Here is a 24,751-nt window from a genome sequence, read left to right on the forward strand (position 1 = left end):
GTGGTGCCTCTTCTCCTTGTGGACTTGCGGATTCACGGATCGATCTGGGGGGCACATGGGTGCTGGATGAGGGCCGTGGGTCCCCTGTCCCGGGGGGCCTGTCGCGCCGTCCCGAGCCGAGATGTGACCATCCTGGCTCATGTGGGAAGGAGAGCGCGTCTGGCCGGTGTCCCAGCACCTCCGGAAACGCCGTGACAGGCCTGGCTCGACGGGCGCCACCGGCTCGGCACCGGCGAGCGCCGCGCGGGCCGGTCGCCGCATCGGGGCGGATACAGGACGCCAGAGCCCCGTAACTTTCCTGCAGGGCCCCGCCCGGTTCCCGACCCGGCTTCGCAACCGGCTCGAAGCCCGGCGTCCCGGCCGTTGCGATCGGCAGGCGGATCGGCACCCCGCACTCCGCCGATGCCATGCGGTCCGGCGCGCCGGCCCTCGATCCGGCGCAGGGCGCGGGGCGCCGGGCCCGACCTTTGCCTTTCGGCGGCCGCGACCCACCATTCGGCCGGGTCGGAGAACCGTGAAGGAGTGGCCTTGCCAGAGCGAAGTCTCAGTTCCGGGGAGCGCCCAGCGCCCCTGCCGCTGCTGGTCGCCGTGACCATGACCGGAACAGTCGCGCTGCACATCTTCGTGCCGGCGCTCGCCGCCGTGGCCGCGGATCTCGGCACCAATGCGGCCGGCGCACAGCTCACCATCACGGTCTACCTGATCGGACTCGCGGGCGGCCAGCTGCTCTACGGTCCGCTCTCAGACCGGTACGGGCGGCGCCCGATCCTGATCGGGGGCCTCGGCCTCTATCTCGCCGGGCTGCTGCTGGCGATCCCGGCGCCGAATATCGGCGTGCTGCTGGTGGCACGGGTGCTTCAGTCCCTCGGGGCCTGCGGCTCCCTGGTGATCGGCCGGGCGATGGTGCGCGACGTCTCCACCCGCGAGGATGCAGCCCGGAAACTCGCGATTCTCACCACGGCGATGACCCTCACCCCGGCGCTGGCGCCGGCGATCGGCGGGGTCGTGAACGAGGCCTTCGGCTGGCGGGCCGTGTTCGTTGTGCTCGCCGGCCTCGTGGCCGTGCTGGGGGCCCTGGTGGTGTTCAGACTGCCCGAGACCAACCGGCACAAGGTCGCGCTGCCCGGCTTCGTCGCGGTGCTGGCCGGCTACCTGCGGCTGGTGCGGATCCCGGTGTTCCGCGCCTACCTGGTGGCGGGGGCCTGCGGCGGCACGAGCCTCTACGCGTTCCTGGCGGTGGCGCCGTTCCTGCTCGTGGACCGGCTCGGCCGCTCCTCCCAGGAGGTCGGGTTCGATTGCCTGATGGTGGTGTTCGGCATGGTTGGCGGAGCGATGCTGGCCAGCCGCCTCGCCGCGCGGGTGCCGATCCGCAGGGCGGCGCGCCGCGGCAATCTCCTCTGCATCGCCGCGGCCTTGGCCCTGCTGCTCGTCGATCGGACCGGCCAGCTCGGCGTCGTCAGCCTGATCGCGCCGCTCTTCGCCTACGCGGTCGGCGTCGGCCTGCTCAGCCCGAACGCGGTGGCGGGCCTGATGAACGTCGATCCGCACGCGGCCGGCTCCGCCTCCAGCCTGTACGGCTTCACGCAGATGACCTTCGGGGCGCTGTTCACGGCCGCCGCCTCCGCCTGGCCCGCGACCACGGCCACGCCGGTGGCGCTGGCGCTGCTGGCCGCCGGCCTGATCGCGGCCCTGGCGCTCCGGCGGGCCTGACCCTCAGGCGCGCACCGGTTCCACGAGGCCGGAGACGCCGTCGCGGAACCCGTCGGTGAGTTCCAGCCACAGGAGGCGCGCCGGATCGACCGGGCCCGGCAGGGCCAGCCGCCCCGGCGGCACCGGCGCGAAGCCGAAGCGGGCGTAGTAGGGCGCGTCTCCCACGAGGAGCACCAGCCCCTCGCCCGCCTGCCGGGCCGCCTCGATCGCCGCGCGGGCCAGGGCGGTGCCGATGCCGCGGCCCGCGAAGCTCGGATCCACCGCCAGGGGGCCGAGCATCACGAAGCGCGTCGGACCGGTCCGCACCGGGCCCATCCGCACCGAGCCGACGAGGAAGCTGCCCACCGACGCGGTGACACCGAGGTCCCGCCGCTCGGCCGCCCCCTCGCGCAGGCGATAGGCGGCGCGGGCGAAGCGGCCCGGGCCGAAGGCCCGGCCCTGGAGCCGGGCGATGGCGGGGGCGTCCTCCGGCCGCTCGGGCCGGATGACGAGGGAGAGGGAGGTCACGGGCAGGCTCACGGGGTCGGACGATGGCCGCGTAGCAGCGTCGGCACGGCCCGGCAAACGGCAGCGGCGGTCCGGCGCCACTTCACGGCCCGGGATGGCCGGACGCCCCGGAACCGACCTGTCAATTTGACAACACATTGTCAAATTGACAGCTTGATGCCTTCTTGTAGGATGGCCGCCATGAGGCAAGCGGGCGCCCCCAGTGCCGAAGTCCGGAGCCGTCGCCGCGCAGCGCTGACGGACCTGATTCTCGACGTGTTTCGGCTGAACGGCGTGCTGCTCGCCTCCGGCGACGCCCTGGTCGCGGATCTCGGGCTGACCAGCGCCCGCTGGCAGGTGCTGGGGGCCATCGCACTGGCGCCGGCCCCGCTGCCCGTGGCGCACCTCGCCCGCACCATGGGATTGACCCGGCAGGCCGTCCAACGCTCCGTCGACGAGCTGCGCGCGGACGGTCTCGTTCGCCTGGAGCCGAACCCCCACCATCGGCGCGCCGCGCTGGTGAGGATGACGGAGCCGGGCGAGGCCGCCTACCGCGCTGCGAGCCGGCGCCAGGAAACCTGGGCGGATGCCCTGGCCGCCGACCTGCCGCCCGAGATCATCGAGGCCGCCGACGGTCTCCTGCGTGCCCTACGGGCTCGCCTCGCCGGTCCCGATCCGTCCCCCGCCACCGCACCGGACACCCTGGAGACGTGCTGACATGCCGACATTCATCGAGACCGACCGCACCGTAACGCTGGAGGATCAGCTCAAGGATGGCGGCACGGACGGACCCGTCGTCCTCGTCAACACCTTCGTCGTGCCGCCCGCGGAGGCCGACCGCTTGCTGGCCGCATGGCGGGCCGACGCTGCGGTCATGAAGCGGCAGCCGGGGTTCATCTCGACCCAGCTGCATCGCGGCATCGCCGGCAGCGGCGCGTTCCTGAACTACGCCGTGTGGGAATCGGTCGCCCAGTTCCGGGCGGCGTTCGCGAATCCGGAATTCCGGGCGCAGCTCGCCGCCTATCCCGAGGGCGCGACGGTCAGCCCGCACCTGTTCCGGCCGATCGCCGTTCCAGGCATCTGCGTCGCTTGAGACCGGGCCGCGCCCTCCGGCGCCGCCGCTACTCCGCCGCCGCCAGGGCAGGCCGTGCGCCGGCCTGCGTCAGCTTCAGGAAGCCCAGCGCCGAGAGCCAGATCACCGCGCCGCAGGCGGCCGCGATGCCGAGCACCAGGGCGAAGCCGCCGCGGTCGTGGAGCACCGCGATGGCCGGTACCACGAAGCCGCTCGCCGTGAAGCCCACGAAGTAGCGCACGCTGTAGGCCCGCGCCCGGTAGGCGGGTGGCACGTAGCGGGCGATCATCGCGTCGTTGATCACCACCTGCCCATAGATCGCCGTCATGGCCAGCACGAGCCCGGCGAGCAGCGGCAGGCCGGTGGAGAGCGCGGCGATCCCCAGGCCTAACGGTTGCAGGATCGAGAGCGCCACGAACAGCGCCGGCAGGCTGTAGCGGTCGATCAGCCGGCCCATGGCGAGCTGCATCAGGCCCCCGAACAGGAACACCACGGTGGCGAGCGACCCGATCAGCGCCAGGGGCAGCGCGTGGCCGACACCCTCGTCGATGACCTTGGGCAGGCTGATCGTCGTCAGGTTGAAGGTCAGGCCGCCCGCGAAGATCGCCACGGCGAACATCGCCATCAGCGCCCAGGGCCGGGTCACCGGGATCACCGCCGCGCCGCCGGCCTTCTTGGCCGAAGCCTCGCCGTCGCCCGGCACCAAAGCCACGAAGGCGGCGCCGCAGGCGAGGCAGACGAGGCCCGGGACCACGAAGGCCGCGCGCCATCCGACCGTTGCGGCCAGCAGGGCGGTGACGCCCGAGGCCGAGGCCGCGCCGAGATTCCCCCAGACGCCGTTGAGGCCGAGATCACGCCCGAGCCGGCTCGCATGGGTCACCAGCATGGCCGAGCCGACCGGGTGGTAGATCGCCGAGGCGAGGCCGAGCACGCAGAGCCACAGGGCGAAGCCGAGCGGGGTCGAGGCGCTCGCCACGCCGAGGCAGGACAGGCCGTAGCCGAAGAAGAACAGGGCCAGCATGGTGCGCCGCCCGAACCGGTCGGCCAGCGAGCCCATCGGCAGGGAGCACAGGCCGAAGGCCACGAAGGCGCCGGTGGCCAGCCCGATCAGCTCGCCGTAGCCGAGCCCCGTCTGGGCCGCGATGGCGATGACCGCCGTCGGGTAGATCAGCAGCACGAAATGGTCGAGGGCGTGCGCGACGTTGACGAAGCGCAGGGTGCGGCGGGACAGGGTTGTGGGATCCATCGCGGCGTATCCTCCGGGATCCGACCCTGATAGCCTGGCCCGATGGCGGTGTCGGGCCGGATATGGATGCGAACGGGCCATTCTCGACGGCGGTGCCGCGCTCGACTGCGGCGGCCGACTATCAGCACGTGCCCCGCCCGGTCGCGGTCGTCCGCAAGCCCCTGGCGGCGGGAAGCGAGACCGGGCTGCACCACCATTCCCGCGCGCAGCTGCTCTACGCCACGGCGGGGCTGATGACCGCTTCGGCCGAGGACGGCACCTGGGTCGTTCCGGAGGGTCACGCCCTCTGGATTCCCGCCTGCCTGCCGCACGCTACGGTCGCGCACGGGCCCGTGGCCCTGTGCACGGCTTATCTCGACCGGGCCGTGGTCACGACCTTCCCCGACACCTGCCGGGTGGTGGCGGTATCGCCCTTGCTGGCGGCCGCCCTGGTGGCCCTGGCAGAGGAGCCGGTGCTCTACGCGGTCGACGGCCGCGGCGGCCATCTCGCCGCGCTGGTCCTCGACGAGATCGGCCGCGCCCCGGCGACGCCGCTCACCCTGCCGCTGCCGCGCGATCCGCGCCTGCGCCGGGTTTGCCTCGGCCTCATCGCGGATCCGGCCTCCGAGGCGGATCTCGATGCCTGGGCCGACCGGGCCGGGGCGAGCCGGCGGACGCTGACCCGGGGATTCCGGGCCGAGACGGGCCTGAGCTTCGGCGACTGGCGGGCCCGGGCCCGGGTGATCCGGGCGCTCGCCCTCACGGCCGAGGGGCGGCCGCCCCGGGCGGTGGCGGCGGCGGTGGGCTACCGGAGCGGGCAGGCGCTTCGGAGCACGGTGATGCGGCTGCTGGGGCCGGCGGGTGCCCGCCAACCGCCCGCCTGATCCGTGTCGGCACGGAGAAGCGATCCCGTTTCGACCGCGCGGCGTGGCGACCGAGGGTACGTACCCGTCCCGGCCGCCGGTTCTGGTGCCGCCGTCCTTGCGTGCGGAGCCAGGCGATCCCGCGGGCGAGGCTGTCGACATCGTGCCGGGCTGGGCCGCTATGCTGCGCGCCGGATGCCGCATCACCGGACGGCGCCAACCGGGACAAGCGAACCATGCTCTACGAACTCGCTACCTTGTCCTGCCCGCTGCTCGCCGTCGGCGAGGTCTGCACGCGGGCGCGGAACTGGGCCGCCGAGGCGGAGGCCGGGACGCTGCTTGGCTGTTGGCGGACCGAGATCGGCACCCTCGGACGGGTGCTCGTCCTGCGCGGCTTCGACACCCCCGAGGCGATGACCACGGAGCGGCGGCGCGCCCTGATGAGCGCCGGGCCGTTCCACGTCGGCGATCTGCTCACGGGTCTGACCATGGACAGCTATGCGCCGTTTCCCTTCCTGCCGCCCCTGCGGACCGGCCCGCGCGGGGGCGTCTACGAGGTCCGCACCTACCGGCTCCGGCCCGGCGGCCTCGCACCGACACTGGCGGCCTGGGAGGCGGCGATGGGGCCGGCCCGGACCTACACCGCCCATCTCGTGACCAACCTGTACGCCCTCGACGGCGCACCGCGGATCATGCACATCTGGGCCTTCTCCAGCCTGGAGGAACGGGCGCGTCTCCGCGGGGAGGTCTACGCGTCCGGCCTGTGGCCGCCGAAGGGCGGCCCGGACCAGATCCTCGAGGCGACCTCGACCATCGCGCTGCCGGATCCGGGCTCACCCCTGTCGTGAGCGGCGTGCCGTGAGGATTGGTTCTGCGGCTCGATATCCGCCCGACCGTCCGGTGTCGGCTTGCCGCATCAGGCAGTGAACGAAATCCGGAAACCAGGTGGATCTTACCGCTGACACCTCCGGGACTCCGGGTTGCAACACGCTCACGGTTCGGGGGCCTACAGAGCGGTCGAGGCAATTCGCCGATCGGGCACTGCAACCTGGGCGCGAACAATTATTGAATACAACTAGAAATTAGTATTTTGGTAAGGGAAGGCGTATAGCGATGACCGCTTCCGCAAGGCTGATTTCGGATGAAGAAATCATACCACTTTGTCGTTTGGCTGCGTACGGCTCGGATCACCGCATTCGGCCGCAAAGCGAATGCTTCGATTGCCGTCGAATTTGCGCTAATATCGCCAATATTGATTGCAATGATTGGCGCTTTGATCGATTTCAGTTTCATATATTACACGTTCAATTCCGCACAACAGAGTGGTTGGCAAGTCGCTCGACAGGTCGCGATTGGACAATTGCAAGCCACGAATGCCGCCTCGACCGTGCGGAATCAATTGCCCGCCTGGGTTCAATCGAAGGCCGTAATTCCACCCGTCGTCCTGTCGAATGGTATCTATACTGTAACGGTAACGATCGCCATCTCTGACGCCACGCCGATCAAATTCCTAAAAACGGTCTACGGACCTTCGACATTGACGACAAAAGCGTCGTTTATTTCGGAGGGGGGCTGATGAACCTTGCGAGGAGCCGGTCCGGCGGGGTGTCGATCATCTTTGCGTTGATCCTGCCCGTCGCGATGGGATTGTGCGCGCTGACCTTCGACCTCGCCAATCTTCGGTACAATCAGGCGCAACTGCAATTGGCGGCTGATGCCGGAGCCCTCGCGGGGGCGGATGCGATCAGCAATCCGGCAACGGCGAAAGCGAGTGCGGCTCAGCTGGCGCAGATGAATGCTCCGCAAGGCACGTCGAACGTGGTCGGTGCGTCCGATATCGATCTCGGTATCTACGACGCTTCGAGCCGAGCATTTCAGGTCACAGCGTCGAATCCGACCGCAGTCCGCGTGAAGACGTCCCGTGATTTCGCGCATGGAAACGCGATCCAGGGGGTCTTTACGAGAGCGATCGGCCTATCGAGCGGTTACTCTGTTCACGCTTCATCGATTGCCACCGCGTCAACAAGCACATGCCTTTATGCGCTGGATCCATCTTCCTCCGGCGCCGTGCAATTTGTTGGCGGCGTGACGTTCACCTCCAGTTGCGGGTTTCAAATCAACTCGAGCAGCAACAGCGCCATTACCACGGTCGGATTGTATACCGTCAACGTCAGTCAGATCTGTGACGTCGGTGGCTATCTATCGCTGGGCGTGGGCGTCTTCACGCCCAATCCGACAACCGGATGTCCTGTGAAAACAGATCCCCTGTCGACCATCCCCGAGCCGGCTCCTTTCGCGAGCTGCCAAAACTCGAACGTCACGGCGATCGGAGGGGTCCTCAATCCGGGATGCTATGCGGGAACGATCACCATAATCGGATCTGTAACCCTCAATCCCGGAATTTATCAGTTCCAGAGCGCGACTTTAAATCTTCTGGGGGGATCAATTCTCCAGGGCGACGGGGTCATGATCTACCTCGATGCGGCATCGAGATTCACGATGATCGGCCTGGCCTCGATCAATCTCACTGCTCCTCCGAACGGGGTCTATCAAGGGATCGTCGTTTTCTATTCTCGATCGGCGGCAAATTCGGCACTGAACTTGATTGGTAGCAGTTCGATAAGCCTCAACGGTACCATCTACGCCCCGTCGACCAATTTGACACTGACTGGACTCGGCGCGATCCAGTCGAATTACGGATATCTCATCGTCAACAAGTTGATCGCGACGGGGCTTGGTGTGATGAAGTTCAATGCGTTTCCGTCCAATCCGCGGCGTCCGCCCGGATTGGTCAGCCGATCCAAGCTGGTCCTCTGACGGCGCGCGGGCTGATGCCGCTGGGTCTTCTCACGTCGCCCGCGCGGAAAAATCGATCCGCGGGTCGATCCAGACGTAGATCAGATCCGACAGCAGGTTCACCGCCAGCCCCAGGAGCGAGAAGATGTAGAGGGTGGCGAACACCACCGGATAGTCGCGTCCCACGATCGCGCGGAACGACAGCTCACCCAGGCCGTCCAGCGAGAAGATCGTCTCGATCAGCAGCGATCCGGTGAAGAAGGCCGAAATGAAGGCGCCCGGGAACCCCGCGATCACGATCAGCATGGCGTTCCGGAAGACGTGGCCGTAGAGCACGCGCCGCTCGGACAGGCCCTTCATCCGGGCGGTGAGCACGTATTGCTTGCGGATCTCGTCGAGGAACGAGTTCTTGGTGAGCAGGGTCGAGGTGGCGAAGGCGCCGATCACCAGGGCGGTCAGGGGCAGCACCATGTGCCAGGCGTAGTCGGTCACCTTGTGCCAGGGGGAAAACCCCTCCCAGCCCTCGCTGGTCAGGCCGCGGAGCGGGAACCACTGGTAGAGCGAGCCGCCCGCGAACAGGATGATCAGCATCAGCCCGAACAGGAAGCCCGGGATCGCGTAGCCGATGATCACTACGAAGGAGGTCCAGCGGTCGAAGCGCTCGCCGTCCTTCACGGCCTTGCGGATGCCCAGCGGGATCGAGATCGCGTAGGACAGGAGGGTCATCCACAGGCCCAGCGAGACCGAGACCGGCAGGCGTTCCCGGATCAATTGGATCACCGTCACATCGCGAAAGTAGCTGCGGCCGAAATCGAACCGGACGTAGTCCCACAGCATCTTGGCGAAGCGCTCCGGAGCCGGCTTGTCGAAGCCGAACTGCTTCTCCAGCTTGGCGATGAAGTCCGGGCTCAACCCCTGCGCGCCGCGGTAGCGGGAACTCGCCTCCCCGCCGCCGGCCGGCCGGCTGCCGCCGCCGAGGTCGCCGCCGCCGCCGGTCACGCGCGACATCGTGCCGTCGCGCTGGCCCTGCAGCTGCGACAGAACCCGCTCCACCGGCCCGCCCGGGGCGAACTGCACGATGGTGAAGGTGATCAGCATGATCCCCAAGAGGGTCGGGATCATCAGGCCGATGCGGCGCAGGATGTAGGCGATCATCGCGTCAGTCCCGCCCGATCCGCTTGGCTTTCCCGGCGTCGAACCACCACGTCCCCGGCGCGCCGAGGTCGTAGGTCGGTGCTTTGGCCGGACGGCCGTAGACGTCCCACAGGGCGAGGCGGTGGGTCGAGCCGTACCACATCGGTACCCAGTAGCGCCCGGCCCGCAGCACCCGGTCGAGGGCCCGGCACGCCGTGGTCAGGTCCGCCCGGGATTGGGCGTCGGCGACGGCGGTGAGCAGCGCGTCGATCGCCGGGTCCGCGATCCCCGACAGATTGTTGGACCCGGCGGTCCCGGCCGACCGGGACCCGTAGGTCTCGCGCAGCTCCGCCCCCGGGGTCACGCCGCTGCCGTAGCGGCGCGCCGTGACGTCGAAGTCGAACTCCTTGAGGCGGGCCTCGTATTGCGACGGATCGACGGTGCGCAGCGTGGCCCTGATCCCGAGCAGGCCCAGGTTGCGGATGAAGGGTTGCGTGACCGCCTGGAACACCGGATCGTTGTCGAGGAATTCGAGGGTCAGCGGCTGCCCGCCCGGCAGCAGGAGGCTGCCGCCCTGCCGGGTGCAGCCGGCCTCGCGCAGCAGCGCGTCGGCACGCTTCAGCAGCGCCCGGTCCTGGCCCGACCCGTCCGAGACCGGTGGGGTCCAGGCCTCGCCGAACACCTCCGGGGGGAGGTCTTTCAGGGGCTCCATCAGGGCGAGTTCCGCTGCGGAGGGTTTGCCCGTCGCCTTGAGATCCGAGTTCTCGAAGAACGAGGCGGTCCGCGCGTAGGCGCCGTACATCAGGTTGCGGTTCGACCACTCGAAGTCGAAGCACAGGCCGATCGCCTCGCGCACGCGCGGATCGCGGAACGCCGCGCGGCGGGTGTTGATCCACCACCCTTGCGTGCCGCTCGGCCGCGAATCCGGTACCGTCTCGCGGACCACGCGGCCCTCGGCGAGCGCCGGGAAGTCGTAGCCGGTGGCCCAGACCCGGGCGGTGAATTCCTCCCGGAACGTGAAGGCGCCGCTCTTGAATGCCTCGAACGCCACGGTGCGGTCGCGAAGATACTCGTAGCGGAGGGTGTCGAAGTTGTTCTGGCCGATATTCACCGGCAATTCGGCGGCCCAGTAATCCGGAACCCGTTCGAGCCCGATGGAGCGGCCGGGATCGACGGTGCCGACCCGGTAGGGGCCCGAGCCCAGGGGCGCCTCCAGGCTTGAGGCCTCGAAGTCACGGGTGCCGTAATAGGCAGCGGAGAAGATCGGCAATTGCGCCACGAACAGCGGCAGGTCCCGGGCGCGGCCGGCTGTGAAGGTGACGACCAGCCGCTCGTCGCCCTCGGCCCGGGCATCGGTCATGGCGCGGATCACCTCGGATATCTCCGGGTGGCCCTTGTCGCGCAGGAGCTTGAGGCTGAAGGCGGCGTCCCGCGCGGTGAGCCGCGAGCCGTCATGGAACCGAGCCTGCGGACGGAGGGAGAACGTGTAGGTCAGCCCGTCCGGGCTCGCCGCGACGGCGCGCGCCACCAGCCCGTAGACCGCGTCCGGCTCGTCCAGCGCGCGGACCATCAGACTGTCGAAGGTCAGGTTCATCCCGGCGGCACCCTCGCCACGCAGCACGTAGATGTTAAGCGTGTTGAAGGTGTTGAGCGCCTGGTTGCCGATGGTCGCCGCGAGCTGCGCCGAGAAGCGCCCCCCGCGCGGCGCGATCGGGTTCACGTAGTCAAAATGCTCGAAGCCGGGCGGATACTTCAGCTCGCCGAAGCTCGAGAGGCCGTGGCGCTCCGCGTCGGCTGCCAGGACTGGCCGGACCGTGGCGAGGGCGCCCGCGCCGAGGAGGAGGGCCCGCCGGCTCGGGGGCCAGGGGGCGCCGGTCAACGGGGCGCCCCGGTCTTGGCCGCGAGCTTGTCGTCGTACCACCACGTCGTCGGGAAGCCGGAACTGGCATAGAGCGGCAGGATCGCCGGGTGGGCGAACCGGTTCCAGCGCAGGGTCCGCTGCTGGTTCGAGGACCATTGCGGCACCACGTAATCGTGGGCCAGCAGCACCCGGTCGAGGGCCCGGGTCGCCGCGATCACCGCCGGCCGGTCCTTGGCGAAGATCACCTTCTCGATCAGCGCGTCGATGCCGGGATCCTTGATCCCGATCAGGTTGCGCGAGCCCGGCTTGTCGGCCGCCGCAGAGCCCCAGTATTCGCGCTGCTCGTTGCCCGGCGAGAGCGACTCGCCCCACGAGGTCGTGGTGATGTCGAAGTCGAAGTTGCGGATCCGGTTCTGGTACTGCGCCGCATCGATCACCCGCAGGGTGGCGTCGATGCCGATCAGCTTCAGCTGCGCCGAGAACGGCAGGATCACCCGCTCGAAGGTGTTCTGGAACTCCAGGAACTCGACGGTCAGCGGCTCACCCGTCGCCCTGTTGACCATCTTGCCGCCGCGCAATTCGTAGCCCGCCTCGCGCAGCAGGCCGACCGCCTCGCGCAGGTTCTTCCGCACGGCGTCCTGCGTGTCGTTCGTCGGGTTGGCGTAGGGCGTGGTGAAGACCGAAGCCGGGATCTTGTCCTTGACGCTCTCGAGGATCGCCCTCTCGTCACCCTCCGGCAGGCCCGAGGAGGCGAGTTCCGAGCCGAAGAAGTAGGAATTGATCCGGTTGTACAGGCCGTAGAACAGGGCCTTGTTCATCTCCTCGTAGTTCATAGCCAGGTTGAAGGCTCGGCGGATCCGCGGATCCTTGAACTTGTCCCGGCGGGTGTTGAACGCGAAGGCCTGCATGATGCCCATGCCGCGGTCGGGGAACGCCTCCTTGATCAGGCGCCCCTCCTTCACCGCCGGGAACTCGTCGTAGGCCGTGGCCCAGTTCCGGGCGATGTTCTCGACGCGGAAATCGTAGAGGTCGCCCTTCAGCGCCTCGACCAGCACGGTGCCGTCGCGAAAATACTCGTAGCGCTCCGTGTCGAAGTTGTAGTGGCCGGCATTGGCCGGAAGGTCCTTGCCCCAGTAATCCGGCACGCGGGTGTAGGTCGCGCTGCGGCCGGGGTCGAACTTCGCGAGCCGGTACGGGCCGGAGCCGAGCGGCGGCTCGAGCGTCGTCTCGGTGGGGTTGCGCGGCTTGCCGCTCGAATCCTTGGCGGTCCACCAGTGCTTGGGCAGGACGCGGAGCTGCCCGATCACCTGGGGCAGCTCGCGGTTGCCGGTCTCGGTGAAGGTGAAGGTCACCTCGTGCGACCCGGTCGCCTCGGCCTTGGCCACCGTCTGATAATAGGCGGCGTAGAACGGGCTGTTGGCCTTCAGCACGTCGAAGGACCAGACCACGTCCTCGGGGGTGATCGGCCGGCCGTCGTGCCAGCGGGCGTCCTGGCGCAGCCGGTACGAGACCGAGCCGAGATCGGGGGCGATCCGCACCGCCTCGGCGATCAGGCCGTAGGAGGTGAACGGCTCGTCCGAGGATTGGGTCATCAGCGGATCGTAGATCTGCTGGATGCCGCCTTCGAGGTCGCCCTTCAGGCCGGAGACGATGATGTTGAAATTGTCGAACCCGCCCTGCGTGCCGAGGCGCACGAGGCCGCCTTTGGGGGCGGCCGGGTCGGCGTAGTCGAAATGGGTGAAGTCGGGGCCGTATTTCGGCTGGCCCATCAGCGTGATCGCGTGGGTCCACTGGCCGGTGGCGGCGGGCAGGGTCGCCGGCGGCGACGGCATCGCGGACGGCTCCTGCGCGCGGGCCGGGGCGAGCTGGAGGCAGGCGGCGAGGAGCGTCGCGGCGAGGAGGCGTCCGGTCACGGTCTGCGCTGTCACGGGCGGGCTGTCTCCGTTGTGTCGGGGCGCGGGCATTCGCTCAGCCTCTTAAGCCGCGGGAGCCTCGCGCGTCGAGCTTGCACGCGCTTCGGTGCCACGGGAGGCGCGGTTTCTCCCTCCCCCCTCTGCGGGGGAGGGTGGCCCCCGAAGGGGGTCGGGAGAGGGGAGCGACGGTGCAGAAGGAAGCGCTGGCCTTCATGAAGGTCGCGCCCTGTCCTGAAGCCGGGTTCCCCTCTCCCGACCCCTGCTGACGCAGGGGCCACCCTCCCCCGCAGAGGGGGGAGGGGGATCCCGCGCCGGATCCTCTCACGCTGCCCGCCCGCGCCTTCCCTCCACCAGCCACATGGCGAGCAGGGCCGCCGCCAGGGCCGCCAGCGCCGCGAGCCCCAGCGCCAACGGGTAGACCTCGACGCCGCGGATGTTGGCGCTGTCGCTCGGGCGGAAGCCGATCCAGTCCGAGCCCGCCAGCCGTCCGCCGCGCACGACCGCGAGCCGTGGCACGTCGACGGCGCCCCCCGACCCGGCGACCCGGCGGATCGAGCCGCCGGAACCCTCCGCCACGCCCTTCAGTCGCTCGGTGTCGCTGAACACGTCGGCGAGTTCACGCGGGTTGGCCGGGCCGACGCTGACGAAGGCCACGAGGGTGCCGGAGCGGAGCGTGTGCAGCCCCAGGGACTCGGCTTCGAAGGTCGCGCTGAACAGGCCCGGCTCCTGGGGCTTGAGCGTCAGCGTCGTCACCTTGCCGGTGGGTCCGGTGACGGTGACCGGCTCCGCCTGATCCGCCATGGTCTGACGCTCGACCCGCACCTCCCGGCCGCGGCCGGTGGTCTGGGCGCGCAGGGCCTCCTCCTCCAGGGCCGGTTCCTTCATCAGCCAGTGGCCGAGGCGGCGGAGCAGGTCGAGATAGGGGCCGCCCTCTTGGTAGCCCCGGGCCCAGAGCCAGGCATGGTCGGACAGGAGCAGGGCGACGCGGCCCTTGTCCTCCCGGGAGAGCGCCAGCAGCGGCAGGCCCTCGGCCCCCGACAGGATCGGCTCGATCCCGGGCCGGGTACGCGCCTGGACGATGCGTAGCCAATCGCCCCAGGCGGGCGGATTGGCGTCCGAACCCGGCAGGGCGCGGGTCACCGGGTGGCGCTGGCCGATCGGGGTCGGCGTCGCCTTGTAGGGCTTCTCGACCACCCGCCCGTCCGGGTCACCCGGCAGGATACCGGCGAGCCGGGTGCGGGCGAGGCTCGCCGGCCCGGCGAATTCGGGCCCGGCCGCGATCAGCAGGGCGCCGCCCTCGCGGACATAGCGGACGATGTTGTCGAAATAGGCCTGCGGCAGCACGCTCTGGTTGGCGTAGCGGTCGAAGATGATCAGGTCGAAATCCTTGATCTTCTGGACGAACAGCTCGCGCGTCGGGAAGGCGATCAGGGAGAGTTCAGAGATCGGCGTGCCGTCCTGCTTCTCGGGCGGGCGCAGGATGGTGAAGTGGACGAGATCGACGTTGGCGTCGGATTTCAGCAGGTTGCGCCACGTGCGCTCCCCCTGGTGGGGCTCCCCGGAGACGAGGAGCACCCGCAGCTTCTCGCGGATGCCCTCGATCGGCAGGACCGCGCGGTTGTTGACGTTGGTCAGTTCGCCCTGGAGCGGCTCGACCTCGATCTCGACCACGTTCGGGCCGCCATGCTCGATCCGGGTGGTCAGCGAGAACGGCTTGTCGGTGGCGACGTCCCGCCGGCCGATCTCCTCGCCGTCGCGGCGGATGGTGACCACCGCATGGCCGGTGCCGCCGCGCTCCATCACCTCGGCGCGGATCGTCAGGTCCTTGCCGACGATGCCGAAGCGGGGCGCCTCGAGCAGCTTGATCTGCCGGTCGCGCTCGTCCGGATGGCCGGTGACGAGGACGTGGAGCGGCGCCTTGATGCCGAGCTGGGCCAGGGAGGCGGGGATGTCGTGGACCACCCCGTCGGTGAGCATCACGATCCCGGCGAGGCGCTCGGGGGGCACATCGGCGAGGGCTTGGCCCAGCGCCGTGAACAGCTTGGTGCCGTCGTCGCCGTCCTTGGCGTCGGGCACGTCGATGAAGCGGGGCTCGATGTCGGTGAGCGCCCCGAAGCGGCGCTGCAACTCGGCCCGGACCGTGTCGGTCATCTGCGGCCGGTCGCCGAGCTGCTGGGACCCGGACCGGTCGACCACGATGGCGGCCACGTCCTTCACCGGCTCCCGGTCCTCGCGCACGAGCGCGGGGTTGGTCAGCGCCGCCAGCACCAGGGCGAGGACGAGGACGCGGAGCAGGGCGGTCCGCCCCCGCGCCAGGACGGCGAACACCGCCAGGACGGCCACGACGACGCCCAGCACGGCGATGGCCGGCCAGGGCAGGAGGGGGGTGAAGCTGAGGCTCAGCATGGGGCGGAGCGCTCCGGATCCGTGATGCGGCGTCTCCCTCCCCCCTCTGCGGGGGAGGGTGGGCCGGCCGTCAGGCCGGGTCGGGAGAGGGGAGCGACGGTGCCGAAGAGGTCGCGACGGGCGTCAGATCCTGAGACGTCGCGCTGCCCCCCTCCCGACCCCCCCCGGGGGCCACCCTCCCCCACAGAGGGGGGAGGGGGAGCGGCGTTGCGCGTCTCGTCATGAAAAAAAATCACTGCCCCAGCCGCTCCAGCAGCGCGGGCACGTGGACCTGGTCCGCCTTGTAGTTGCCGGTGAGCGTGTACATCACGATGTTGACGCCGCCCCGGAACGCCATCTCGCGCTGCCGCTGGTCGCCGCCGACCACCGGGTAGAGCGGCTCCCCACCCCGGCCCACCGCCCAGGCGGCGGCGAGGTCGTTGCCGGTGATGATGATCGGGCTGACCCCGTCGCCGGCCCGGGCCGGGCGGCGCTCGGCGCCCTCGGCGGCCGGCGGCAGGGCCTCCACCCAGGTCTGGCCGGTGGCGTAGCGGCCGGGGAAGCTGTCCACGAGGTAGAACGCCTTGGTCAGCACGTGGTCGAGGGGCACCGGCTCCAGTTCGGGCACCTCGAGCGTCGCCAGCATCTTGCGCAGGTAGGCGGCCTCCGGGGAGGGCGGCCCGCCGGGCCGGGCCGTGAGCGCGTCGCGGGTGTCGAACAGCACGGTGCCCCCGTTGCGCATGAACGCGTCGATCTTGCGGATCGTCATCTCCGAGGGCTGCGGCCGAGACGGCGCGATCGGCCAGTAGATCAGCGGGTAGAAGGCCAGCTCGTCCTTGGCCGGATCGATCCCTGCGGGCTCGCCGGGTTCCAGGGCGGTGCGCGAGGCCAGCATCTGGGTAAGGCCGGTGAGGCCGGTGCGGCTCGCCTCGTCGACGGCGGCATCGCCCGTGATCACGTAGGCCAGGCGCGTCACCAGCGCCGATTCAATGCCGTTCGGCCGGTTGATCGGCGGCTCCTCGGCGCGCACGGGCTGGATCGGCAGAGCCGCGATCAGGAGGAGGCCCGCGAAGGCCAGCACCGCCGGGCGTCCGCGCAGACGTCCGATCAGCCCGCTCCGGCTCAGGAACCCGCCAAGCCACAGCCCCGCCACGGTGTCGAGGGCCAGCAGCAGCAGCGCCAGGGTGAACAGGCTCGGGCGCAGATCGACGGTCTCGGCCCCGGCGAGGGAGCCGGTGCGGACCCCATCGAGGGCGACGGCGTCGAGGGGTTTCAGCCGATCGTCCGGTTTCAGGGCATTCACGCTGATTCCTCCGTCCGGCGGGCCGTAGAAGCCCGGCGGATGCTCCGGGTTCGCCCGGTCGGCATAGTCGGCCGCCACCGCCGTGGCCGAGGCGGGCGGCGAGCCCAGCGCACCGAACCCGTCCAGCGTCACCCGGGGGGCCAGGACCGGGGCGGCCGCCCGCGGCGCCTCGCCCGGGATGGGCGTCGCGGCGCCGGCGAGCGCGACCACCCGCCGGAGCATGTCGATGAACAGGCCCGAGAGCGGCAGGTTCGACCACGTCGTGTCGGCGGTGACGTGGAACAGCACGATCGTCCCCTGGCCGCGCTTCTGCGCGGTGACGATCGGCGTGCCGTCCTGGAGCGAGGCCCAGGTGCGGTTCGGCAGATCGCCGTCCGGCTCGGCCAGGATCTGGCGGCGCACACCGATATCGGCCGGCGGCTTGAGGCCGGCAAAGGGGCTCTCGGGCGGGAACGGCGCCAGGGTCTTGGGGCTGTCCCAGGAGAGCGTTCCGCCGAGAGTCCGGCCGCCCCGGCGCAGCCGCACCGGCACGAGCGGATCGTTGCCGGCGGCCAGGCGCGGGCCGGCGAAGCGCAGCAGCATGCCCCCCGCCTTCACGAAGCTCTCGATCCGGGCCGTGGTCTTGTCGTCCAGGGCGCCGACATCCGCGAGGACGAGCACCGAGACCTGATTGTCGAGGAGCTGGTTGATTGACTCCGCCGTACCCTTGGCGCCGCGGGGCTCCTGCACGTCCGCGAAGGGCTGGAGCGCCCGGGCGAGGTAGTAGGTTGGCGCCAGCAGGGGCTGGGCCTGGTCGAGGGTGCCGCCGAAGACCAGGCCGACCCGCCGCCGCTTGCCGCGCTCGTCCTGCAGCACCACCGCCCCAGCCGAACGCTCGCCGGCGATCTCCAGACGGCTGATGCTGTTGCGCAGCTCCACCGGCATCTCGAAGGCGGCCTGTGCTTCGGTGGCATCGGCCGCGAAGGCGAAGTCGCGCTCGGCGAGGGGCAGGCCCTTCTGGTCGAGCGCCCGGATCACGCCGGTGTCGCGCCCGTTCGGCGCCGCCCGCAGGGCGTGGGCGACGAGGGTGCCGGCATTCTCGGTGGCGGTGAGTGCGAGCGCCGGGGGCCGGTCGGCCCGCAGGATCGTCAGCGCCGCACCGTTGCCGCCGATGAGGTCGGCGAGGCCCTTGGCGAAGCGCTCGTCGGCGGCTCCGGCGACGCCGTCGCTGATCCAGACGAGGCCGGCGCCCCGGTTCTTGCCCAGGAAGGTCTCGATCGTCGCGAGATGCGCGTCGCGGACGGGCAGGATCGGGCGGGGCGCCAGGGCGCGCAGGCGCTCCAGGGCGGCGGCCGGGGTCCTCGCCTCGAAGGCCGCTGGAGCGTCGGCGAGGCCGATCACCGCCACGGGCCGGCCGTCCCGGGCCGCGCCCTCCACGGCATCGGTGGCGACCCGCAGCCGGTCGCGCCAATCGTGGGCGGCGGGGAAGCCGTTGTCGAGGAGTACGAGGAGCGCGCTGCGCCCGCCCCCGGCGCCGACGCCCCCGGCATTCCAGACCGGCCCGGCCACCGCCAGGATCAGGGCCGCGGCGATCAGCAGACGCAGCAGCAGCAGCCAGGGCGGCGTGCGCGCCGGATTCTGCCGCTGCGGGATCAGGTCGGCCACGAGCTTGAGCGGCGGGAACTCGATCCGCCGGGGCCGCGGCGGGGTCACCCGCAGCAGGAACCACAGGGCCGGCAGGCCGATCAGGGCGGCGAGCGCCAGCGGGGCGGCGAAGGTCAGACCCAGCATGGCGCCCTCACTCCGGGCCGCGGGCGGCGATCAGCGTGGCGAGCCGCAGGGCCGCCTCGCTCGCCGGCCGGTCGGTGCGGTGGATCGTCAGGGTCCAGCCCTGGCCGCGGGTGATGGCGGCCAGCGCCGCCCGGTGCGCGGCGATCCGGGCGCGGTAGCGCGCACCCCAGGCATCGGCATCGCCGATATCGAGGCTGAGGCCGCCTTCGAGGTCGTGCAGGACGGCCTGACCGGTGAACGGAAAGGTCTCCTCGATCGGGTCGACGATCATGAGCAGATGCCCGCGGCTGCCGCGGCCGGCGAGGCTCTGGACCGAGGCGGCGATCCGGTCGGGTTCCGTCAGGAAGTCGCCGATCAGCACGACCTCGTCGAACCGGGCGGGATGGGCCTGCGGCGGCAGATCCTGGGTCAGGCCGGCCTTGTCGGCCACGAGGGACTGCGCCATCCGCTCGACGATCCCCCGGGACGCGGTGGCCCGGGTCAGCCCCAGGAGCCCGACCCGCTCGCCGCCCTCCACGAAGGCGTCGGCCAGCGCCAGACCGAGGATGAGCGCACGCTCGACCTTGGGCGCCGACGCCAGGTCCGAAGCGAAGCCCATGGAGGCGGAGCGGTCCATCCACAGCCAGATATTGTGGGCCGCCTCCCATTCGCGCTCGCGCACGTAGAGCCGGTCGTCCCGGGCGGAGCGCCGCCAGTCGACCCGCGCGGCGGCCTCGCCGGTGACGAAGGGGCGGAACTGCCAGAAGCTCTCGCCGGGTCCCGCCCGGCGGCGGCCGTGCAGGCCGTGGGCCAGCAGGCTCGACACGCGCCGCGCCTCCAGGACGAGGCGGGGCATCTTGTCCGAGAGCGCCGTCGCGCCCTCGCTCTCGCGCCGGCCGGGAATGCGCCTGCCTGCGTCGAGGGCGTGGGTGGCGACCAAGGTCAGATCGTCTCCGCGAGCTTGCCGATCAGGCCCTCGATGGTCTCGCCGTCGGCGCGGGCGGTGTAGCTCAGGGCCATTCGGTGCTTGAGCACCGGCTCGGCCAGGGCCTTCACGTCGGCCACCGAGGGAGCGACCCGGCCCTCGATCAGTGCCCGGGCGCGGGCGGCGAGCGTCAGCGCCTGGCTGGCGCGGGGGCCGGGCCCCCAGAGGAGCTTGTCCTTGACCAGCGCGGCGCCGCCCTCGGGCCGGGCGGCGCGCACGAGGTCGAGGATCGCCTCGACCACGGCCTCGCCCACGGGCAGCCGGCGCACGAGGCGCTGGGCGGTGAGCAGCTGCTCGGTGGACATCACGGCCCGCGGGCGCACCTCGTCCACGCCGGTGGTCTCGATCAGGATCCGGCGCTCGGCGGCGCGATCGGGATAGCCGACGTCGATCTCCAGCAGGAACCGGTCGAGCTGGGCCTCGGGCAGCGGGTAGGTGCCCTCCTGCTCGATCGGGTTCTGGGTGGCGAGCACGTGGAACGGCCGCGGCAGGTCGTGGCGGGCGCCGGCCACGGAGACGTGGCCCTCCTGCATCGCCTGGAGCAAGGCCGATTGCGTGCGGGGGCTCGCCCGGTTGATCTCGTCGGCCATCAGGAGCTGGGTGAAGACCGGTCCCTGCACGAACCGGAAGGCGCGGCGGCGGTCGGCATCCTCCTCGAGAATCTCGGTGCCGAGGATATCGGAGGGCATCAGGTCCGGGGTGAACTGCACCCGCCGCGCGTCGAGGCCGAGCACGGTGCCCAGCGTCTCGACGAGCTTGGTCTTGGCGAGGCCGGGCAGGCCGACCAGCAGGCCGTGGCCGCCGGCCAGGATGGTCACGAGGGCGAGGTCGACGACCTTCTCCTGCCCGAAGATCACCCCGTGGATCGCGTCCCGGGCCGCGCCGACGGCGGCGAGGCAGCTCTCCGCGGTGGCGACGATACCGTCGTCGAGGGTGGTGGCCGGGCTGATCCCCTGCGTCATGCCGATGTCCATCTCCTGCCCCCGGAGTCCCGCGGGACCCCACCGGTCATCCGGCCAATGTGGGGCCGTTCGCACCGGGCTGGCAAGGTCGGGATCGCCGCACGGTGATTCGCGGGGAGATCCGGGGGCGCGAGAAGTGACGGGCTCGGAGACGCCGCCATCGTTGCGCCATGGCGACGCCTCCGCGGCGGCCTCACGCGGCGCGCGGGGGCCTCACGCGGCGCCCGGCGGATCCGCGGAGGTCGTGCCCGGTTTGCGGCCAACGGTTCCGGGAGATCTTTGCGCTTAAATAATCAGATCTTCCCCTCAAGACCCATCGTGTAATACTTGTGCACGATCTTGTCCTGGTTCTCCAGCAGCCAGTCGATCGACGGCTCGTTGGTCATGGCCTTGCGGATCGCCTCGGTCATGCCCCTGCGCTGGATCTCGAACAGCGCCTTGTGATCGACCGTCTCGGCCTGGATCACCCCCGGGCTCAGCCAGACCGAGCAGATGATGCCGAGATCGTTGGCCTTCTCCTTGGGGATGTAGCCCGCCCGCACCGCGTCGAGCACGCCGTTGGCGATGGCGAACTGGACCGTGCCCATCAGGATCGAGGTGTACTTGCTCTCGGTGACGCTCACCTTGGACACGCAGAGCGTCACCGGCCGGACCATGATGTCGGTGTTGAGCAGCGCGAAGACCCGGCTGTGGCCGACGACCTGATCGCCGGTCAGCGTCGCGATCGCGGTGCCGACCGGACCGTCGAGCTCACCGATGATGACCTCCGGTTCGGAGGCGGTGTTGGGCGGCCCGCCCGCCACGAGCGCCTCGCCGGCGCGGAGGATGATGCGTTCGCTCATACGGTCGACTCCATGGGTCACGGCTTGATGGGTCACGGCTTGGATTTTGGCGTGCGAGCACGCCCGATCGTGTCGCGCGGCGTGCCCGATGGGTCTCCCCTAGCACGCGTTCCGGCACGGGGCGCCCGCCTTCGGCGCCGATCCACCCCGATCCGCGCCCGGGACGGCACCGGACCCCGCCCTTGGCGCGGGCGGCCCGGACCATTAGGAAGGCGCGCATGCCGGGACGGTCGTGCCTGCGACCGCCGGCCGAACCCTCTGATGTCTCTCGCGGATCGCGGCGTGGGCAGCTTTGCGGGCTTCCCGCGTATCCGGACCTGACCATGCGTTTTCGAGATGTGTTCGTCGCCGGATCGTCGGAGAAAGCCGGCCTCGCCGGGGCGGCGCAAACCCTCGCGCGTCCGCTGACCCGGCGGCTGAAGCGCCGCCGCCGCACCGAGCCCCGGCAGGCGGATCTCATCCGCGCGGTGAAGGAATCCGGCCTGTTCGACCCGGCCTGGTACGCCCGGCGCTACCCCGATGTGGTCGGCGAGGGGCTCGACCCCGCGCTCCACTACGCGGTCCATGGCGGCCGCGAGGGACGCTGGCCGCACCCGCTGTTCCACGGCGACCTCTACCTCGATTCCGTCCCGGGGCTGCGGGCCGAGGGCATCAACCCGGTGCTCCACTACCTCGACCGCGGCGCCGCGGCGGGGATCCGCCCGAACCCGCTGTTCGATCCCGACTGGTACGCCGAACGCTATCTCGGCGGCGCTGGGCAGCGCGGCCGGGCGTTCCTCGACTTCCTGGGCCGGACCGACACCGATCCGTCGCCGCTCTTCGACAGCGCCTGGTACCTGTCCCGCTATCCGGATGCCCGCGCGGCCGGCGGCAATGCCCTGAGCCACTTCTACGAGACCGGCCGGAAGCAGGGCTACCTGCGCAACCCGGAGGAATTCGCCGGCCTGTCGCGGCACGTCGACCTGATCCGCCGGTCCGGCCTGTTCGATGCCGCCTTCTACCGCGGGCGCTGCCCGGAGGCCGAGACCAGCGGGCTCGAGCCGCTGGAGCATTACGTGATGGCCGGCGGCTACCGCCGCCACGCGCCGCACCCGCTGTTCGATCCGGACTGGTACGCCGCCCAATCCGCCGCGGTGCGGGCCGACAGCCTCAATCCCCTGGTGCATTACCTGGAACACGGCGCCGCCGAGGGGCTCGATCCGGGCCCCTGGTTCGACACGCGCTGGTACACGAACACCCATCTCGCCGACGATCCGGCCGGGCCGAACCCGCTGGTCCACTTCCTCGCCGATGGCGGCCGCACCACCAGCCCGTCGCCGCGCTTCGACGCGCCCTGGTACCGCGCCCGCTATCCGAAGGTGGCGGCCCTTGGGCTCAACCCGCTCGTGGATTACGTCACCACCGGCCTGGAGGCCGGGCGGCTGACCCGCCGGGTCGCTGAGGCCGCCGTGCCGGAAGCCGCCGAGGCCCGCCTGTCCTGCCTGAAGCGGGAACCGCGCCGGCACGACCGCACCGCCCTGTTCATCACCCACGCCCCCGAGGGCCGGATCCGGGGCCATGTCGAGCCCTATCTCGAGGCCTTCGCGCAGAACGGTATCGACATCGTCCTGATCATCGCGGCTGACCAGCACAAGAACGCCGTGCCACAGGCGATCCTGGACCTCTGCGCCTCCGTCTACCTGCGCGAGAACCGGGGCTTCGACTTCGCCGCCTGGGCGCATGTCCTGCTGGAGGATGTCGACCTGCTCGATTGCGAGACCCTGTACCTCGCCAATGACAGCCTCGTCGGCCCCCTCGACCGCGGCGACTTCACCGGGCTGCTGGCCAAGATCGACGCCTTCCCGGAGGCGGTGATCGGGCTCGCCGACAATTTCTACTACAGTCACCACCTGCAGAGCTTTTTCCTGGCTCTGAAGCGGCGCTGCCTGTCGTCCTATGCGTTCAACCGCTTCCTCCAGGCGGTGGCGAACTGGCCGGACAAGAACGCGGTCATCACCGAGTACGAGCTGACCTTCTCCGGACGGATGCGGGCGGCGGGGCTCGGCATGCGCAGCCTGTTCTCGGCGCAGAATAAGCACATGTCGCTGGTCAACGACCCGCGCAACAACCGCACCCTGTTCGACTGGGAGAACATGCTGGCGCAGGGCTTCCCGTTCGTGAAGCGCTCGCTCCTGGGCGAGCACGCCGCGATCGGCGGCGCGGCCGTGCGGGAGGCGATCGCCGAGCGCGGCTTCGACCTCGACCGGCTCGATGTGACCTACACGTATCCGGGCGCGAAGATCTGGGCCGACCTGCGCAGCCCCCAGGCGCCGGACCGGCCCCTGCGCGTCGCCTTCGTCTCGCCGATGAACTACGCCAACGGGCTCGGCGTCGCGGCCCGCAGCTACGCCCGCGCCCTGCACCGGGCCCCCTTCGCCCTGAACGTCCATCCGATGGAGCGGCCGTTCCACGTCCACGCCCGGGTGGCGCCGGCCTGGCAGGCCCGGACCTTCTCGGGCCCGGCCGACGTCGCCCTGGTGCATTTCAACGGCGACAGCTGGCATTCCCTGATGAGCGACCGGCAGCAGGCCATCGCCGCGCAGGCGCGGCTGAAGGTCGGGCTGTTCGTCTGGGAGACCTCCCACGTGCCCGGGGGCTGGCTCCCCACCGTGGACGGGCTCGACGCGATCTGGGCGCCCACGGAATTCTGCGCGGCGATCTTCCGGCAGATCACCGACATCCCGGTCGATGTCGTCCCCTACGTGGTCGAGAACGAGGCCGGCGAGCCGGCCAGCGCCGCCGCCAAGTCCAACCTGCGCAAGGCCTTCGCCATCGATGCCACCAAGAAGGTCATCCTCTACGCCTTCGACGGGTCGAGCTACCTCGCCCGCAAGAACCCGCATGCCCTGATCCGGGCCTTCCGGGCGGCCGGACTGGGGCAGGCGGGCTGGCAGCTCGTGCTCAAGACCAAGCACGTCTTCGACCTGCCCGAGGAGGGCAGGAAGCTCCTCGACCTCGTGGGCAGGACCGGGGACGTGGTGGTGATCGACCAGCCCCTCTCCCAGAACGAACTCGGCGCCCTGTTCGAACTCTGCGCGGTCTACGCCTCGTCGCACTCGTCCGAGGGGTTCGGCTTGACGATCGCCGAGGCGATGGAGATGGGCAAGGTCGTGGTCGCCACCGATTACGGCGGCAGCCGCGACTTCCTCGACGCGACCTGCGGCTTCCCGGTGAAGGCCGAGATCGCCGCCCTGGACCGGACCTACGGTCCGTACCTGCGCGGCGCCGAATGGGGCCAGGTGGACGAGGCCGACCTCGCCCGGGCGCTCACCGACGCCGCCCGGGCGGTGGCGAGCGGGGATGCGGCGCGGATCGGTGCCGCTGCCCGGGCGCGCATCCGCGCGCGGCTGTCCATCGCCGCGGTGGCCTCCGCCATGGAGGCGAGCCTGTCGCGTCTCCTCGCCGCCGAACGTTCCTGACGCCCCG

At 70.6% G+C, this 24,751-nt stretch carries 18 protein-coding genes; 8 read left to right on the forward strand and 10 right to left on the reverse strand.

What is annotated here, in order from left to right:
- The first annotated feature begins 528 nt into the window (after window positions 1–528).
- A complete protein-coding gene (locus AC3IF1_RS07635) occupies window positions 529–1,710 on the forward strand; it encodes a multidrug effflux MFS transporter (protein WP_243964753.1) in 1,182 nt (393 codons plus the stop codon).
- A gap of 3 nt (window positions 1,711–1,713) precedes the next feature.
- Here the strand turns inward: AC3IF1_RS07635 and AC3IF1_RS07640 are convergent, their stop codons facing one another.
- Window positions 1,714–2,217: a GNAT family N-acetyltransferase gene (locus AC3IF1_RS07640; RefSeq protein ID WP_243964752.1), complete on the reverse strand. Its 504-nt coding sequence runs from the start codon at window positions 2,215–2,217 to the stop codon at window positions 1,714–1,716.
- Between the two features lie 180 nt (window positions 2,218–2,397).
- On the opposite strand from AC3IF1_RS07640, the gene AC3IF1_RS07645 reads away from it, so the two are divergent.
- Both AC3IF1_RS07645 and AC3IF1_RS07650 read left to right on the forward strand, forming a co-directional pair.
- Entirely contained in the window at window positions 2,398–2,913 is a 516-nt protein-coding gene (locus tag AC3IF1_RS07645) for a MarR family winged helix-turn-helix transcriptional regulator (protein WP_409564761.1), read from the forward strand.
- 1 nt (window position 2,914) lies between these two features.
- Complete coding sequence (locus tag AC3IF1_RS07650) at window positions 2,915–3,289, forward strand: antibiotic biosynthesis monooxygenase family protein (protein WP_243964750.1); 375 nt, start codon at window positions 2,915–2,917, stop codon at window positions 3,287–3,289.
- Between the two features lie 28 nt (window positions 3,290–3,317).
- Here AC3IF1_RS07650 and AC3IF1_RS07655 read toward each other — a convergent pair whose 3' ends face one another.
- Window positions 3,318–4,514, reverse strand: coding sequence for an MFS transporter (locus AC3IF1_RS07655; RefSeq protein WP_489216960.1), 1,197 nt, complete (start codon window positions 4,512–4,514; stop codon window positions 3,318–3,320).
- A 62-nt stretch (window positions 4,515–4,576) separates the two neighbouring features.
- Between AC3IF1_RS07655 and AC3IF1_RS07660 the strand changes: the two genes are divergently transcribed.
- The 4 genes from AC3IF1_RS07660 (at window position 4,577) to AC3IF1_RS07675 (ending at window position 8,173) form a co-directional block, all read left to right on the forward strand.
- A complete protein-coding gene (locus tag AC3IF1_RS07660) occupies window positions 4,577–5,377 on the forward strand; it encodes an AraC family transcriptional regulator (RefSeq protein WP_489216962.1) in 801 nt (266 codons plus the stop codon).
- 215 nt (window positions 5,378–5,592) lie between these two features.
- On the forward strand, window positions 5,593–6,204 hold the full coding sequence (locus AC3IF1_RS07665) for an NIPSNAP family protein (protein ID WP_489216964.1): 612 nt from the start codon (window positions 5,593–5,595) through the stop codon (window positions 6,202–6,204).
- 293 nt (window positions 6,205–6,497) lie between these two features.
- Window positions 6,498–6,932 (forward strand): TadE/TadG family type IV pilus assembly protein, encoded by a 435-nt coding sequence (locus AC3IF1_RS07670; RefSeq protein ID WP_489216966.1) that lies wholly within the window; start codon window positions 6,498–6,500, stop codon window positions 6,930–6,932.
- Entirely contained in the window at window positions 6,932–8,173 is a 1,242-nt protein-coding gene (locus AC3IF1_RS07675; RefSeq protein ID WP_489216968.1) for a pilus assembly protein TadG-related protein, read from the forward strand. Before AC3IF1_RS07670 ends, AC3IF1_RS07675 begins: the two co-directional genes overlap by 1 nt.
- 30 nt (window positions 8,174–8,203) lie before the next feature.
- Here AC3IF1_RS07675 and AC3IF1_RS07680 read toward each other — a convergent pair whose 3' ends face one another.
- The 8 genes from AC3IF1_RS07680 to AC3IF1_RS07715 all read right to left on the reverse strand — a co-directional run bounded on the left by AC3IF1_RS07680 (window position 8,204) and on the right by AC3IF1_RS07715 (window position 21,286).
- Complete coding sequence (locus AC3IF1_RS07680) at window positions 8,204–9,307, reverse strand: microcin C ABC transporter permease YejB (protein WP_489216970.1); 1,104 nt, start codon at window positions 9,305–9,307, stop codon at window positions 8,204–8,206.
- 4 nt (window positions 9,308–9,311) lie between these two features.
- Window positions 9,312–11,165, reverse strand: coding sequence for an extracellular solute-binding protein (locus tag AC3IF1_RS07685; protein ID WP_489216972.1), 1,854 nt, complete (start codon window positions 11,163–11,165; stop codon window positions 9,312–9,314).
- Complete coding sequence (locus tag AC3IF1_RS07690; protein ID WP_489216974.1) at window positions 11,162–13,075, reverse strand: extracellular solute-binding protein; 1,914 nt, start codon at window positions 13,073–13,075, stop codon at window positions 11,162–11,164. The genes AC3IF1_RS07685 and AC3IF1_RS07690 overlap by 4 nt, the downstream gene beginning before the upstream one ends.
- A 306-nt stretch (window positions 13,076–13,381) precedes the next feature.
- Window positions 13,382–15,466: a hypothetical protein gene (locus AC3IF1_RS07695; protein ID WP_489216976.1), complete on the reverse strand. Its 2,085-nt coding sequence runs from the start codon at window positions 15,464–15,466 to the stop codon at window positions 13,382–13,384.
- A 232-nt stretch (window positions 15,467–15,698) separates the two neighbouring features.
- Entirely contained in the window at window positions 15,699–18,518 is a 2,820-nt protein-coding gene (locus tag AC3IF1_RS07700; RefSeq protein WP_489216978.1) for a DUF4159 domain-containing protein, read from the reverse strand.
- 7 nt (window positions 18,519–18,525) lie between these two features.
- Window positions 18,526–19,437, reverse strand: coding sequence for a DUF58 domain-containing protein (locus AC3IF1_RS07705; RefSeq protein ID WP_489216980.1), 912 nt, complete (start codon window positions 19,435–19,437; stop codon window positions 18,526–18,528).
- Window positions 19,438–19,439: 2 nt separating this feature from the next.
- Window positions 19,440–20,444 carry an AAA family ATPase gene (locus AC3IF1_RS07710; protein WP_489216982.1) on the reverse strand — a complete coding sequence of 335 codons (1,005 nt, stop codon included), beginning with the start codon at window positions 20,442–20,444 and terminating at the stop codon, window positions 19,440–19,442.
- Window positions 20,445–20,737: 293 nt separating this feature from the next.
- Window positions 20,738–21,286: a formaldehyde-activating enzyme gene (locus tag AC3IF1_RS07715; RefSeq protein ID WP_243968413.1), complete on the reverse strand. Its 549-nt coding sequence runs from the start codon at window positions 21,284–21,286 to the stop codon at window positions 20,738–20,740.
- Window positions 21,287–21,609: 323 nt separating this feature from the next.
- Between AC3IF1_RS07715 and AC3IF1_RS07720 the strand changes: the two genes are divergently transcribed.
- Entirely contained in the window at window positions 21,610–24,744 is a 3,135-nt protein-coding gene (locus AC3IF1_RS07720; RefSeq protein WP_489216983.1) for a rhamnan synthesis F family protein, read from the forward strand.
- Window positions 24,745–24,751: the final 7 nt, after the last annotated feature.

The organism is Methylobacterium sp. E-012 (assembly GCF_057836545.1).

Bases quoted from the DNA above. Each gene is read 5' to 3' on its own strand.
- AC3IF1_RS07645 (WP_409564761.1), top strand. From the start codon at position 2,398: ATGAGGCAAGCGGGCGCCCCCAGTGCCGAAGTCCGGAGCCGTCGCCGC.
- AC3IF1_RS07650 (WP_243964750.1), top strand. From the start codon at position 2,915: ATGCCGACATTCATCGAGACCGACCGCACCGTAACGCTGGAGGATCAG.
- AC3IF1_RS07655 (WP_489216960.1), bottom strand. From the start codon at position 4,514: ATGGATCCCACAACCCTGTCCCGCCGCACCCTGCGCTTCGTCAACGTC.
- AC3IF1_RS07660 (WP_489216962.1), top strand. From the start codon at position 4,577: ATGGATGCGAACGGGCCATTCTCGACGGCGGTGCCGCGCTCGACTGCG.
- AC3IF1_RS07665 (WP_489216964.1), top strand. From the start codon at position 5,593: ATGCTCTACGAACTCGCTACCTTGTCCTGCCCGCTGCTCGCCGTCGGC.
- AC3IF1_RS07670 (WP_489216966.1), top strand. From the start codon at position 6,498: ATGAAGAAATCATACCACTTTGTCGTTTGGCTGCGTACGGCTCGGATC.
- AC3IF1_RS07675 (WP_489216968.1), top strand. From the start codon at position 6,932: ATGAACCTTGCGAGGAGCCGGTCCGGCGGGGTGTCGATCATCTTTGCG.
- AC3IF1_RS07680 (WP_489216970.1), bottom strand. From the start codon at position 9,307: ATGATCGCCTACATCCTGCGCCGCATCGGCCTGATGATCCCGACCCTC.
- AC3IF1_RS07695 (WP_489216976.1), bottom strand. From the start codon at position 15,466: ATGCTGAGCCTCAGCTTCACCCCCCTCCTGCCCTGGCCGGCCATCGCC.
- AC3IF1_RS07700 (WP_489216978.1), bottom strand. From the start codon at position 18,518: ATGCTGGGTCTGACCTTCGCCGCCCCGCTGGCGCTCGCCGCCCTGATC.
- AC3IF1_RS07710 (WP_489216982.1), bottom strand. From the start codon at position 20,444: ATGACGCAGGGGATCAGCCCGGCCACCACCCTCGACGACGGTATCGTC.
- AC3IF1_RS07715 (WP_243968413.1), bottom strand. From the start codon at position 21,286: ATGAGCGAACGCATCATCCTCCGCGCCGGCGAGGCGCTCGTGGCGGGC.
- AC3IF1_RS07720 (WP_489216983.1), top strand. From the start codon at position 21,610: ATGCGTTTTCGAGATGTGTTCGTCGCCGGATCGTCGGAGAAAGCCGGC.